Genomic DNA, 12,986 nt, shown 5'->3' with positions numbered 1-12,986 from the left:
TCCACAAACACGAACAAACGCAGCTGTCAAATCCGTTAGGCTTTTCGACTTGGAGTCCCTGCGTCACCTGCGAGATCCAGTCGAACCGAGGAGTCAACCCATAATGAAGTTCTTCACTACTGCCGTGGCAGCCGCGGGCGCGTTGGCCGCAGCCGGAGCCGTCACCGCCGCGACCGCCAGCGCGGACGCCGGGGACGTCGCCCCCTCGACCCACCCGATCGGCACCCAGGGCACCGTGGAGAACGGCGGTGTCATCCAGGGCTGGACCGTCAGTGACCTGCGGCCCAGCTCCGACGCCATCCCCTACCAGCCGCGCGGCACCCTGTGGGAGGCCACCGCCACCGACGTGGCCATCCAGGGCAACGTCACCCCGGTGATCGCCAACCTCGGCGCGCGCTCGGCGAGCGGTCAGACCTACCCGGCGCTGTTCACGGTGGCCACCGCGCAGGGCGTGAACCCGGCCAACCTGACGCAGGGCCAGACGACCAGCGGCAAGGTCTACTTCGACGTCACCGGCGATGTGCCCAACAGCGCGGTCTACCAGGGCGCCGGCCAGGACCTGCTGGTCTGGACCCCCGCCGCGCCGACCACTCCGGCCGGCGGTTCGTCGGGTCCGGCGGCCACCGGTTCGCAGCGGGCTTCCGGTCCGGCGGCCGCTGGCACCAAGCCTGCCCAGCCGGGCACCCAGGGCGCGCCGGCCGCTACCGAGACCACGCCGGCTGCCGCCGGTAGCCAGGGCACCCCGCTGCCCGCGAGCAGCCAGGGCACCCCGCTGCCGGCCGAGGCCGGCGGCACTCCGGCCGCTGCCACCGGCTCGGAGGTTCCGGCCGCCACGGGCACCTCGGGCTCGCAGACCCAGGGCAGCGCGGAAGCGTCGACTCCGGCCGGCGGCCCGGCACCGTCCTCGCAGCAGACGCCGGGTACGCCGGCCCAGTCCGAGGCGTCGGCGGCCGCCGGCAGCTCGGGTACGCCGCTCCCCGCAGAGGCACCCGGTGCTTCGGCGACGGAGGCGACCGGTACGGCGGGCTCGGCGGGCACTGGTTCGGAAGGCACCACGTCGGCTGCCGCCGGAAACCAGGGCACGCCGCTTCCGGCCGCCCCCGGTACCCCCGCCGCCAGCGGCGCGAGCGGCTCGACCACGTCGAACTGACCGAAGTTCATAGCCAATCCGGCCCGGCCTCCTACCGCGAGGTCGGGCCGGTCTCGTTCCTGGGTAGCCTGGTCCCCAGCCCGCTACGATTGAAGTACTTGAGTACCAATGTCGTCGGCATGCAGCCGATTTGAGGAGACACTCCCATGAAGTCCATCTCGACCGCCCTGGCCGCGGGAGCACTGGCCGCCGGGGGCGTCCTCAGCACCGGGATCGCCGGCGCGGATCCTGACCCGGCCCCCGCCCCGGCCACCCAACCGATCGGCACCCAGGGAACCGTGCCCGAAGGCCCCGGAGTGCATGGCTGGACTATCACCGATCTGCGCCCCAGCTCGGACGCGATTCCCTATCAACCGCGTGGGACCCTGTGGGAGGCCACCGCCACCGACGAGGCGATCCAGGGCGCCGTTTTCCCGATCGTCGCCAACCTCAGTGCCCGTTCGGCCAGCGGCCAGAACTACCAGGCTTTGTTCACCGTGCCCACCGCACAGGGCATCGCTCCCGCCGCCCTGACTCAGGGCCAGAAGGCCAGCGGCAAGGTCTATTTCGACGTCACCGGCGACGCACCGAACAGCATGGTGTACCAAACCGGCGGCAACGATCTGATTCGCTGGGTGGCCCCGGCTCCGCAGGCGCCGGCGCAGCCGCAAGCCCCCGCGGGCGGCTCCCAGCTCCCGGCGAACGGTGCCAGCAACCGGGCACCTGCCGCACCGGCTCGTCCCCCGGCGTCGCGGCCCGCGCACCCCACACCGTCAGCTCCGCCGTCCGGCAGCTCCGGAACCCCGCTGCCCGAGGGCAGTTCCGGCACACCACTGCCCTGATTCAGCGGCTGCTCACAGCCCGAACTGGTCGTCGATCAGGCCGAGCCAGATCTGGGCCGCGTCGATAGCGACCTTCTCGCTGATGAAGGCGTGCTGGGTTCCGGTGTAGATGTCGCGGAAGGCTCGTTCGAGGCGGCTGCCTTCGCGGATTGCCGTGGTTCCGGCCGCCAGATGTGCCCACTCGGCGCAGCTTCTGGCGGCATCGGTGGCGTAGACCGCTGCCACCCGCATGTCGGCCCGCAGTCGCGGCGTCAGGTCTTCGCCTGCCGCGACGGCGGTTTCGGCCGTGGTGAAGGCCTCGAGCACCAGCAAGCGAGCGGCCCGCCACGCGGCGACATGGTGCGCCAGATCCTTCTGAAACGTCGGGCGGCTGGCCAACGCCGCCATGTCGCTCATCCGGTATTTGGTGGCTGCCAGCTCGGTCACGTCGTCGAGCATGCTTTTGGCCACACCGAGCGCCCAGGAGGCGTGGCCCGCGGCGGTCACCGGCATCAGCCCCATTCGAGCTGCCGGCGAGGCTCCTCGAAGTGGCCTGCGGCAGAACAGTGGAAAGGTCCGGCTCCCTGGTACGAACACGTCCTGGGCGCTGTAGTCATAGGAGCCGGTTCCCTTGAGCCCCTGTACATGCCAGCCGTCGTTGAAGGAGATCTGCTCACGTGGGAGCACCGCGACCTGCATGTCAGGTATTCCGTCGCTGACCCAGCGCATCTCGCCGTCGTCCATCGGGAAGAAACCGGCGGCCACATACTGGGAGTGCCCGATACCCGAGCCGAAGCTCCAGGCTCCGCTGAGCCGGTAGCCGCCGTCGACGGCGACGCCCTGGCCGTTGGGGAAGTATTGACCGCCCAGTGTGACGTGATTGTCGTGGGAGGTGAACACCTCATCGAAGCCCTCGTCGGGTAGGTACGTGGCGGCCGCGAAGGACGACGGCATGTTGGCAATGCCGACCCAGCCGAACGAGCCGTCCTGCCATGCCATTTCGATCCAGGTCTCGATCATCTCGGCAAACGATGGCTCGGCGCCACCGGCGGCGGCGGGATTGAATGCCGACATCAAGCCGGTGCGCCACATCTCGTCGACGATGGGATCGGTCAGGGTGCGGCGCTGTTCGGACGCGGCGGCCTCTCCCGCCACCAGCTCGCGCATGCCGCGCGCCAGCGCGGCAAGCCCGCCGGCCTCGCTCACCTGCGGAATCGCCCGGCGAATCCGCGCAGCGGCAGGTCCGCGCTGGTCAGCAAGCCCGGAGGCGCCGCCACCACGGACTTGATCGCGTTGAGCGCGGGCAATCCGGTCACGGTCATGCCGATCGAGGCGAAGTTGTCCGGGTTGGACAGGTCAATTCCGGGCTTGGGAAAGATCATGTGTTTGTTGTAGACGCACGGATCTCCGGTAACCCGGGTGATGTAGCAGCCCTTGATGTTCCAGTTCGGCTCGGTGAACGGCGTCATCTGCCATTCCAGATGCGTCTCGACGCGCGGCACACCGTCGACCATGCCCTGATACTTGATGTAGTTGCCGCCCAAGGACCCTTTGGGCAGGGTGTACCAGCCCAGGTCGACGTCCCTGGTGCACACTCCCAGTTCGTAGTCGAACGTCACCTCATCGAGGGTCAGATCGAAGCAGTCGGCCATCATCAGCACGCTGTCGGCGAAGACCCGGGTGAACTTCTCCAGCTTGGCGGGGATCTCTGGATCATCGGCCGGCTGGCCGTAACCCACCTCGATCCAGGTGTCCTTGGAGTGGTGACACGACACGTCCACCGACTCGATGGTGGTGATGTTCTCGATCTCGGCGACATCAGCCGAACACACCACGCCCAGAATCTGATTGAGCCCCGGGTTCATGCCGGTGCCGTAGAAACTCGCGCCGCCCGACTCGGCGGCCTCGGCCAGCAGTTGCGTCACCGGTTTGCCCGACGGGTGCGGATGGTTGCGGTCGCGGTGCCAGCCGGTGATCCAGTCCGCGGTGGTCACGATGTTGATGCCCGCTTCCAGGATCTGAACGTAGAGATCCTCGTCGGGGAACACCCCGTGAAAGGTCAGCACGTCGGGCTTGGCGGCGATGATCTCCTCGACACTGCCGGTCGCGAGGACCCCGTTGGGCTCGATCCCGGCCAGCTCACCGGTGTCTTTGCCGATCTTGTCCGGCGAATAGCAGTGCACGCCTACCAGTTCGAGATCATCGCGGGCGGCGAACCGCCGGATCATCTCGGTCCCGACGTTGCCGGTGGCGACTTGGAAGACGCGGATGGGTGCGGCGGCGTTCATGCGGTGAAACCTTTCTGCGCTCTGAGTTCAGCGACCTCGGCGGCACTGCCGCCGATGCCGTCGGGATAGAACTGCTTGGCCCACCGGCGGATTGCGGTGAACCCCTCATATTCGGCCGTTGCCAGAGCCGGTGGATCCGAATAGCGCTGATGCGACCAGATGTGGATGTCCTGCTCGAATTGGCGGATGACTTCGCGCCCGAAATCGGCCGCCCGCGCCTCGGCACGCGCAGCGTCGCCGGGCTTATGCGGCGACCGGCCGATATAGACCATGAAGCGGACGTCGGAGGTCGAGTCGTCGACGGGCGTGATCGCGGAGATGGTCCGGTTGTCGATCATCCCCCAGCTCTTGGTCACCGCAATTCCCAAGCCGCCGTTGATGGCTTCCACGCCGCTGTTGACGTCCTCGATCTTCTGACCGTCGTCGCCTTCGAAGGTGATGGTGAAGTCGACGTAGGACACCGGTTCGGTGAAATCGTGGCGGGTGAAGACCGGCACGATCGGGGTCCGGTGCACGTACTTGAAGTGGGCGAAGTCAACACCGTTCTCCAGCACGTACTGCGGGTGCAGCTCCAGGCCCGTGCGAAACAGCCGCTGTTGCGGGTAGTAATCGTCGGCGCTGCGGTCGTCGAAGCTGGCGAACACATCCGGCGCGTCGAAGAACGGCGCCCGCCCTTGCGCGTCGTTCCAGATGTAGACCGCTTCGTTGCGTTCGGTGACCGGATAGGTGGTGATGCGCCGGCCGCGGTTGGGCTTGTCCTGGTAAGGGATGCAGACGTTGCGGCCCTGGGAATTCCACTGCCAACCGTGGAACGGACACTGCAGCACCTCGCCGCAGACGGTGCCGCCGAACCCCAGATGCGCGCCGAGGTGTTCGCAGTAGGCGTTCATCACGGTGAGCTGGCCCGACTCGGCCCGCCAGGCCACCATCTCCCGGCCGAAGTACTTCATGGCATGAACATCGCCGATGCCGATCTCGTCAGACCAGGCGACTTGAAACCAGCCTGTCGGGTTCATCGACAACGGCGGTTTGGCCATGTCAACGTGTCCTCTCTGTGGTCTCCGAGCGGGCCGACTGTCGCAGCATAATGCGCATTGCAACGGAATCATAGTGGGTACTATGTAAATGTTGTTAGGATTCGGCGGATGGCTCAATCAGAGACGCGGCGCAGCAATAAGCGGGGGCTGGCAACCCGCGAGGCGATGCTGGACGCCGCCGTGCGCTCCCTGGCCACCGGCGACCCCGGCGCGGTGTCGGCCAGCCGGATCGCCAAGGAGAGCGGCGCTACCTGGGGCGCGGTGCAGTATCAGTTCGGCGACGTCGACGGATTCTGGGCGGCGGTGTTGCACCGCACCGCCGAGCGCCGCGACGCCGCGATCTCGGCGTTCGGCAGCGTGAAATCGGAAGCGCCGCTGCGGGAACGGGTCGCGGCGATCATCGACACGCTCTATGACGGGCTGGCGTCACCGGATTCACGGGCGATCGAGAACCTACGGGCCGCACTCCCCCGCGACCACCGCGAGCTGGAAAGGCTGTATCCGCGCACCGCGGCCGAATTGTTCTCCTGGGGCAAGAGCTGGCTGACGACGTGCCATGCGGCCTTCGCCGACCTCGGAGTCGACCCCCAGCGAGTGCGGGAGCTGGCCGCCCTCATCCCCGGTGCGATGCGCGGGCTGGTCTCCGAACGCCAGCTGGGCTCCTACGCCGACCTGGACGAGGCCCGCCGCGGCCTGACCAATGCGCTGGCGGCATACCTGGAGCAGTCCCGGCCCGGCTGAAACCGGGGGCTGCGCAAACCGGAGAGTGCACGCAAGGATGTGATGGTGTTTGGCCTCGTCGTTGTTGTCACCCTCGTCGCCACCGTGGTCGGCGGCACGATTCTGGGCAAGCGCTATCGCGTCGGCCCCCCGGTGTTGCTCATCCTGCTCGGCGGCGCGCTGGGTCTGATCCCCAGCTTCGGCGAAACCCAGCTCGACGGGGAGATCGTCTTGCTGCTGTTCCTGCCGGCGATCCTCTACTGGGAGAGCATGAACACCAGCTTCCGGGAGATCCGGGCGAACCTGCGCGTGATCGTGCTCGTCAGCGTCGGCCTGGTGATTGCGACCGCGGTGGCAGTGTCCTGGACGGCGCGATCGCTGGGCATGGAGCCGCACGCGGCGTCGGTTCTTGGCGCTGTCCTGTCGCCCACCGATGCGGCCGCGGTGGCCGGCCTGGCGAAGAAGTTGCCGCGCCGGCCGCTGACCGTGCTGCGCGCCGAAAGCATCATCAACGACGGCACCGCGCTGGTGCTGTTCGCGGTGACGGTCGCGGTAGCCACGGGCAGCCCCGCGATCGGACCCATCGACCTGGTGGGCCGTTTCGTCGGTTCGTACCTGGGCGGTATCGCGGCCGGACTGCTGGTGGGCGCCGCGGTCACGCTGCTGCGCCGCCGCATTGACTCGCCGCTGGAGGAAGGCGCCCTGAGCGTGTTGACGCCGTTCGCGGCGTTTCTGCTCGCCCAGACTTTTCACTGCAGCGGCGTCGTCGCGGTGCTGGTGTCGGCGCTGGTGTTGTCCTACGTCGGCCCGCGGGTGATCGGGGCCCGCTCGCGGTTGCAGGCATTCGCGTTCTGGGACATGGCAACGTTTTTGATCAATGGCTCATTGTGGGTGTTCGTCGGCGTACAGATTCCCGGCGCGGTGCACGGGATCGTCAATGTCGGCGACGGCCTTCGCCATGCCACGACGCTGGCCCTCGCTGTCACCGGTGTGGTCATCGTGACCCGGATCGCGTGGACAGAGATCACCACCGTGCTGCTGCGCACCCTGGACCGACGCGCCGTGCAGCGGACCCGCCGGGTGGGCTGGCGCCAGCGCGCGGTCTCGAGTTGGGCGGGCTTCCGCGGCGCGGTCTCCCTGGCCGCGGCACTGGCCGTCCCGTTGACCACACATGCGGGCACGCCCTTTCCGGATCGCAACCTGATCATCTACGTGGTCACCTTTGTGATCCTGGTGACGGTGCTGGTCCAAGGCAGCACCCTGCCCGCGGTCGTGCGGTGGGCAAGGATGCCCGAAGACGCAGCGCACGCCAAAGAGTTGCAGCTGGCACGAACCCGGGCCGCCGAAGCCGCCCTGGAAGCGTTACCGCGGGTGGCCGCCGAACTCGACGTCAGCCCAGAGCTGGTAGGTCGGCTGCTCAAGGAGTACCAGGATCAGGCCGAGCTGGTGGCGGTATCCGATCAGCCCAACGCCGCCGCCGAACGTGACGACATGGTGCGCCGGGTGCACCTGGGCGTCCTCGAGCACAAACGCGGTGCCGTCACCGAGCTGCGCGACCGAAATCACATCGACGACATCGTGTTACGTGAAGTGCAGGCCGAAATGGACCTGGAGGAAGTGCGGCTGCTGGGGCCGGCCGATTCCGAATAGTGGACCGGGTCGCGGCTGGAGGCGACAGGGCGGTCGCATACCACTACTATCCACTTCGTGAGCGATTCCTCGGCCCGCCGATTCAGACTCACAAGGCGTGGCACTGTACTGGCGGCAGTTTTGCTGACCGCCCCCGTCGTGATTCCGACCGGCACGCCCGGTGCTGTGGCGCCGGCCAGCGCGGCCTGCCCCGACGTCGAAGTGGTGTTCGCCCGTGGGCGTCTGGAATCGCCCGGGGCCGGCGCGATCGGCAACGCGTTCGTCAGCGCGCTGCGCTCCAGGACCTCCAAGTACGTCAGTCTGTATGCGGTGAACTACCCCGCTGACAATGAGATCGACAAGGGCGCCAACGACATGAGCGCTCACATCCAGAACACCATCAACGGCTGCCCGAACACTCGGATAGTTCCGGGGGGTTACTCGCTGGGTGCCGCGGTCACCGACGTGGTGCTGGCGGTCCCCTTCTCGGCGTTGGGCTTCACCAATCCCCTGCCACCGGGCGCCGACGAACACATCGCCGCGGTGGCGCTGTTCGGCAACGGCAGTCAATGGGTCGGCCCCATCACGAACTTCAACCCGATCTACAACGATCGGACCATCGAGCAGTGCCATGGCGCCGACCCGATCTGCAACCCCGCCGACCCGAACACCTGGGAAGCCAACTGGCCGCAACACCTGGCCAGCGCCTACATCTCCGCGGGCATGGTCAACGAGGCAGCGGACTTCGTCGCCGGAAAGCTGTAGCCGGCCCCGAACCGACCGCCATCAGCCCTTCGACAGTTCCGGGGCAGCGCGGCCCAGTCCCCGGAATCCCTCGCAGGGCTGCTTGGCTCCGACTACGAACGGCAGCGCCTTCCACCGAAATCGCATTCTGCCGCGAAATCCCATGGCGTCTGCCGGCGGCTCGACCGCCGACTTTGCGAGATCCAAGTAGTAGGTCGACGTTTGGCCCAGTCCCTCGAAGTCGTGCAGTAGCGGCGTGCACACGGCGCGAACCGGCTCGTCCAGCCGCTGCGCGATGGCATCGGTCATCAACACGTATTCGGGAACCGGCACCAGGTTCTTGAGCATCCGATGCACCAGGATCACGTCGACCCCGGCAAGTTCGGTGTGGCGCTTAACCTTCTGCTCGGCCACCTCGCCCTCATGCGCAACAAATTTCAACGAGAGGTTCATCAGCTGCTCGCAGCTTTCGCAGTGACAGTTGCGGCCGTTCTCGATACGGGCCCGACGATTCAGGAACGCCTGATGCATCCGCGACAACCGCTCGCTGACCAGCACCTGGGCGTTACCGTCGGGCGCCCAGAAGAAGGCGGCGTCGCCCTCCAGCTTCGCAAGTTTCATGCCCTTAGCGGCATCGATGACCGATTCCAGCAGAGCGGCCACTGCCATCTGGGCGTGCACCAGATGGGTCCGGTTCCAGTTCATGTAGGCGGTGTATCCGCCGATGTCGGCGATGACGAGCACCGCGCGCCGGATGGCCATGAACACAACAGTCTAGCTAGCCGTAACCACGTTTCACCAGATGCCGTGCACCGGCCGCCATGGCGGCCGGGCCGGCCACCTCGAAGTCGAAGGCGTTGGCCAACCGATCGGTGATGTTGAAGACCAGACCGACCGCCAGTGCGTCCTTGACCTGCGCGGCAGTGACACCGCTCGCCAGCACGGCCCGTATGTCGTCGGCGTCGACGCGGTGCTGGCGCGTCAGCTTACCGAGCAGGCGAAGGGTGGCCCGCAGCTCGTCGCTGATCGGGGCGGTGTCCAGGTCGGCGAGGGTGGCGGCTGCGGTCGCGTCGTCGTAGCAGATGTTGGAGGTGGCCGTGTGCGCCGCGACGCAGAACGGGCAGTCGTTGACCTTCGAGACGTAGGCGGCCATGAGTTCGCGCTCCCCTATGGTCCACGCCGACGGCCCGCGCATGGCCTCGTTGGTCAGCGGACCACCGCCGTAGAACTCCGGGCGATGGAACGCGAGTTTGACGGCGTCGACAACCGGCTGGCGTGACACCAGCCGAATCATGCCCAGTAGGGCCTTGGTGCGTAGCCGGTGGCCGCGATCGAGGACGGTCAGTCTCATCGCGTCGCCCGCTCGTCGGTGGCAGCGGCCAGCGCCTCCAGTGCGCTGGTGTACTGCCGGGTCGCCTGGCCGACCGCGGCGCACACCACGATCTCGAAAATCTGGTCCTCGCTCAGGCCTGCGGCTCCGACGGCGGCAACGTCCTCGTCGGCGACGCTGTAGGAGCGCAGGGCCACCTTGTCGATCAGGCTGCTGATCGGTTCCTCGAGACCGGCGTTGTCATAAGCCGCCCGGCGTAGTTCGACCGGCGCCCTCCCGCTTTGACCGAGAACGCGGGCCAGCAGCGCTTGGTGTAGTTCGGTGATGTCGGACATGGGTTTTCGTGGACCTCCTCGTCCCGCGCGGGGCGACGTCGACTGGTCACTACCCGTCCATTGTGCGACCGCACGGCGCGTGCGGTCCAGAGCTGGGCGGTTCAGCGCGACAGATCCGCCGGCGGGGTGTGGACGAGGCTGGGATCGGGTGCTCCCGACATGCGCAGCAGGCCCCGCACGACGCGGACGACCAGCGGCCAGGAGCGCGGATCGCGCAGGTTGATGCCGCCGAGCAGTTGTTTGACCATGGACACGGTGTCGAAATAGATGCGCTCGATCGCCAGGTTCTCGTGCTGATCGAAGACGAAGTAGGCGGTCATGCGGGTGCGGTGACGTGATCCGGTGGCCGGAACACTGCCAAGCGGTCCCAGATGTGTTCCGGTCAGCCAGAATTCGACGATCACCGCGTCGGCGCTGTGGCGCAGCGCGATGATCTCGTGATTCTGGTCCGGGAAGGCCACCCGGGTGTCGTGGTAGTACCCGCGCACTTCCGCGTCGCCGTCGTGCACGGTCAGCGTCGGGATGATCTCGTAGTGGGGATGCGGGAACGTGGCCAGCACGTCGTCCCAGTCCTGACGCACTTCGTCCCGGAAATGATCCAGGACCAGCTTCTCGCGGGCCTGCAGAACCTCAACGGACGGGATGGCGTAGCGGTCGGTCACGGTGTTCCCCTTATGGAGTCAGGCGTTGTCCTGCAAGCGCCCCTCGTGCTCATGGCTCGCCTGCCGATACTGCCGCAGTTCGGCGCGCACCGCCGCATCAAACGCCCGGTCCAGACTGGCGTGCGCCGACCTTCGTGCCACCCTGCGCATGGCGCCGACCAGGTCCGCGGCCCAGGCGAGTTCGTCGTCGTTGGTCGGCAACCACCCGGGCCCGCGCTGGCGGACCACCTCGGCATGTCCGCTGCGGGTCAGCAATTCGGCCGCGTCGTCCAACCTCTGGTCGACGGCGGTCACGGTCTCCAGCATCGCCGCCAGGGGCATCCCCCGCGACATCAGCGTGGCCAGATCGTCGATCTGTTCGGTGTCGGTCACCCGGTAGACGTCGTCGGCATCGGTCGGCTCGATGACTCCACTGGCGGCCAGGCGCCGCAGCAGGGGATCGTCCAACCGGCCCAGCCGCGCCTCCAACTGGTCGCGCGTCATGGTCTGCGACACCGGGCGTGACCATGGCGCGGTCACCAACTCTCCCAGATCAGCCAGATCCAGGACCTCGACCAAGGCTTCGCCGCGCTGCAGCCCGGTCAGGAACTTCAGGATGTGTTTGACGGTGAATCCCTCGCCGAGCAAACGGATGATCGCCTGCAACTGCTTCAAGTGCCGGTCGGTGTAGATCGCGACCCGGCCCCGGCGCTGGGGCCGGGGCAACAGACCGCTCTCCTGGTACACCCGGACGTTGCGAGTGGTGGTCCCAGCCTGTCTCGCAAGATCGTCGATCCGGTACTCGGTCACTGTCACATCCTAGGCAGTCAGGACCGGGTCACTGCTTGTCGTCGCGGCGGTGATCTTGAAGTCTTCCAGGTCCAGCGTCTTGAGTTGGTTGACGAATTGTGTGGCGAAACCAGGGAACATAGTGGCGTTGAAGCCGTCCTCGGTCAGATACCAGCTCTGGCATCCGGAGTTCCACGTGGTGGTCTTCAGGCGCCGCTGGATGTCCTGGTTGTAGCGGTCCTGCACCTCGGGCCGTACATCGAGCGATTTCCATTCGTACTGCAGCAGTTTCGAGATCGCGCCGACGATGTAGTCGATCTGCGCCTCCATGTAGACCAGGGCGGAGCTGTGGCCGGGGCCGGAGTTCGGCCCGAAGGTGAAGAACAGATTCGGATAGCCCGATACCGCGACACTGCGGTAGGCGTAGGCACCCCTGCTCCACTCCGCCGCCAGGTCGCGACCATCGATACCGGTGATGGGGATCGGCGTGCCGGCTTTGGACACCTCGAAGCCGGTGGCGAAAACGATGGCGTCGAACTGGTGCTCGATGCCTTCGACGGTGCGAATTCCCTTGGGTGACAACCGGGCGATGGGCCAGGTGACCAGCTTGCAGTTGTCCTTCTGCAGCGCTGGGTAGTAATCACTGGTCATCAGCAGGCGCTTGCAGCCCGCGGAGAAGTCCGGTGTGAGCTGTCGGCGCAACCACGGATCCTTCACCTGCGCGCGCAGGTTCGCCAGACTCAGGGCTTCCACCAGCCTGGTGAAGGGGCTGTCCCACACCACGCCGACCGCGACGGACTCGTGGCCCCAGAACCAGGCCGACCGCATCAGCTTCTCGGCCAGCGGCACATCCTTGTAGATCCTTTTCAGCCAGCCACTGGTGGCCGTGTTGAGCCGCGGCAGCACCCATCCCGGGGTGCGCTGGAAGACCTTGACCGACTCAGCCACCTTGACCAGTTCGGGGATGATCTGCACCCCACTGGCACCGGTGCCGACCACGGCCACCTTCTTGCCGGTGAAGTCGTAGTCGTGATCCCAGCGGGCGCTATGGATCTTGCGCCCCTCGTAGTCCTCGATGCCCGGGATGTTCGGGAAACTGGCATTAGCCAGCGGCCCGGAGGCAACGATGACAGACTTGGCGCGCACCGCTTCCCGGCCATCCAGGTCGATGGTCCACTCGCCCGCTTCCGCGTCGTAGCTGATCCCGGAGACATTGTGCTCGAACCGGATATACGGTGCGATTCCGAAGGATTCGACCATGGTGTCGATATAGCCGAGGATCTCGGCGCTGCCTGAGTAGGTGTGCGACCAGTCGGGGTTGGGGGCGAAGCTGTAGGAGTACAGCCGCGACGGGATGTCGCAGGCTGCACCCGGGTAAGTGTTGTCGCGCCAGGTTCCGCCGACCCGCGAGCCCCGTTCGAACAGGACGAAGTCGGTGATTCCCTGGTCTTTGAGGCGGATGGCGGCACCGATGCCGGCGAAGCCGGCGCCGATGATGGCTGTTGAGATAGTCACAGTGATCG

At 66.8% G+C, this 12,986-nt stretch carries 14 protein-coding genes; 5 read left to right on the top strand and 9 right to left on the bottom strand.

Annotation, left to right across the window (positions count from 1 at the left end; genetic code table 11):
- Positions 1-103: 103 nt before the first annotated feature.
- Both ACKY0X_RS08335 and ACKY0X_RS08330 read left to right on the top strand, forming a co-directional pair.
- Positions 104-1,150, top strand: a complete 1,047-nt coding sequence (locus ACKY0X_RS08335; protein ID WP_409429049.1) for a DUF1942 domain-containing protein — start codon at positions 104-106, stop codon at positions 1,148-1,150.
- A 146-nt stretch (positions 1,151-1,296) separates the two neighbouring features.
- Complete coding sequence (locus ACKY0X_RS08330; protein WP_409429048.1) at positions 1,297-1,971, top strand: MPT63 family protein; 675 nt, start codon at positions 1,297-1,299, stop codon at positions 1,969-1,971.
- 12 nt (positions 1,972-1,983) lie between these two features.
- Here ACKY0X_RS08330 and ACKY0X_RS08325 read toward each other — a convergent pair whose 3' ends face one another.
- The 3 genes from ACKY0X_RS08325 to ACKY0X_RS08315 are packed head-to-tail and all read right to left on the bottom strand — an operon-like array spanning position 1,984 to position 5,275.
- Positions 1,984-3,117: an acyl-CoA dehydrogenase family protein gene (locus ACKY0X_RS08325; RefSeq protein ID WP_409429554.1), complete on the bottom strand. Its 1,134-nt coding sequence runs from the start codon at positions 3,115-3,117 to the stop codon at positions 1,984-1,986.
- A 35-nt stretch (positions 3,118-3,152) separates the two neighbouring features.
- Positions 3,153-4,238, bottom strand: a complete 1,086-nt coding sequence (locus ACKY0X_RS08320) for a dihydrodipicolinate reductase (RefSeq protein WP_409429047.1) — start codon at positions 4,236-4,238, stop codon at positions 3,153-3,155.
- Complete coding sequence (locus tag ACKY0X_RS08315) at positions 4,235-5,275, bottom strand: Rieske 2Fe-2S domain-containing protein (RefSeq protein ID WP_409429046.1); 1,041 nt, start codon at positions 5,273-5,275, stop codon at positions 4,235-4,237. Before ACKY0X_RS08315 ends, ACKY0X_RS08320 begins: the two co-directional genes overlap by 4 nt.
- A gap of 108 nt (positions 5,276-5,383) precedes the next feature.
- Between ACKY0X_RS08315 and ACKY0X_RS08310 the strand changes: the two genes are divergently transcribed.
- The 3 genes from ACKY0X_RS08310 to ACKY0X_RS08300 are packed head-to-tail and all read left to right on the top strand — an operon-like array spanning position 5,384 to position 8,389.
- The gene (locus tag ACKY0X_RS08310) at positions 5,384-6,016 is read left to right on the top strand and encodes a TetR/AcrR family transcriptional regulator (RefSeq protein WP_409429045.1); all 633 of its coding nucleotides are present in this window, start codon (positions 5,384-5,386) and stop codon (positions 6,014-6,016) included.
- A 45-nt stretch (positions 6,017-6,061) separates the two neighbouring features.
- Positions 6,062-7,645 (top strand): Na+/H+ antiporter, encoded by a 1,584-nt coding sequence (locus ACKY0X_RS08305; RefSeq protein ID WP_409429553.1) that lies wholly within the window; start codon positions 6,062-6,064, stop codon positions 7,643-7,645.
- 57 nt (positions 7,646-7,702) lie between these two features.
- A complete protein-coding gene (locus ACKY0X_RS08300) occupies positions 7,703-8,389 on the top strand; it encodes a cutinase family protein (protein WP_065040587.1) in 687 nt (228 codons plus the stop codon).
- Between the two features lie 21 nt (positions 8,390-8,410).
- On the opposite strand, the gene ACKY0X_RS08295 is transcribed toward ACKY0X_RS08300, so the two are convergent.
- From ACKY0X_RS08295 to ACKY0X_RS08270, 6 genes are all read right to left on the bottom strand, one after another.
- The gene (locus ACKY0X_RS08295; RefSeq protein ID WP_409429044.1) at positions 8,411-9,130 is read right to left on the bottom strand and encodes a DUF2652 domain-containing protein; all 720 of its coding nucleotides are present in this window, start codon (positions 9,128-9,130) and stop codon (positions 8,411-8,413) included.
- A 16-nt stretch (positions 9,131-9,146) separates the two neighbouring features.
- The gene (locus ACKY0X_RS08290; RefSeq protein ID WP_409429043.1) at positions 9,147-9,719 is read right to left on the bottom strand and encodes a carboxymuconolactone decarboxylase family protein; all 573 of its coding nucleotides are present in this window, start codon (positions 9,717-9,719) and stop codon (positions 9,147-9,149) included.
- Positions 9,716-10,033 (bottom strand): hypothetical protein, encoded by a 318-nt coding sequence (locus tag ACKY0X_RS08285; protein WP_409429042.1) that lies wholly within the window; start codon positions 10,031-10,033, stop codon positions 9,716-9,718. The genes ACKY0X_RS08290 and ACKY0X_RS08285 overlap by 4 nt, the downstream gene beginning before the upstream one ends.
- A gap of 101 nt (positions 10,034-10,134) precedes the next feature.
- Entirely contained in the window at positions 10,135-10,695 is a 561-nt protein-coding gene (locus ACKY0X_RS08280; protein ID WP_409429041.1) for an ester cyclase, read from the bottom strand.
- A gap of 18 nt (positions 10,696-10,713) precedes the next feature.
- The gene (locus tag ACKY0X_RS08275) at positions 10,714-11,484 is read right to left on the bottom strand and encodes a MerR family transcriptional regulator (protein WP_409429040.1); all 771 of its coding nucleotides are present in this window, start codon (positions 11,482-11,484) and stop codon (positions 10,714-10,716) included.
- Positions 11,485-11,493: 9 nt separating this feature from the next.
- Complete coding sequence (locus ACKY0X_RS08270) at positions 11,494-12,978, bottom strand: flavin-containing monooxygenase (RefSeq protein ID WP_409429039.1); 1,485 nt, start codon at positions 12,976-12,978, stop codon at positions 11,494-11,496.
- Positions 12,979-12,986: the final 8 nt, after the last annotated feature.

Source organism: Mycobacterium sp. SMC-11, assembly GCF_046250095.1.
In the GTDB taxonomy this organism is placed as follows: Bacteria; Actinomycetota; Actinomycetes; order Mycobacteriales; family Mycobacteriaceae; genus Mycobacterium; species Mycobacterium heraklionense_A.
The sequence above is the reverse complement of the archived record's forward strand: the minus strand, read 5'-3'. Positions and strand labels throughout refer to the sequence as shown.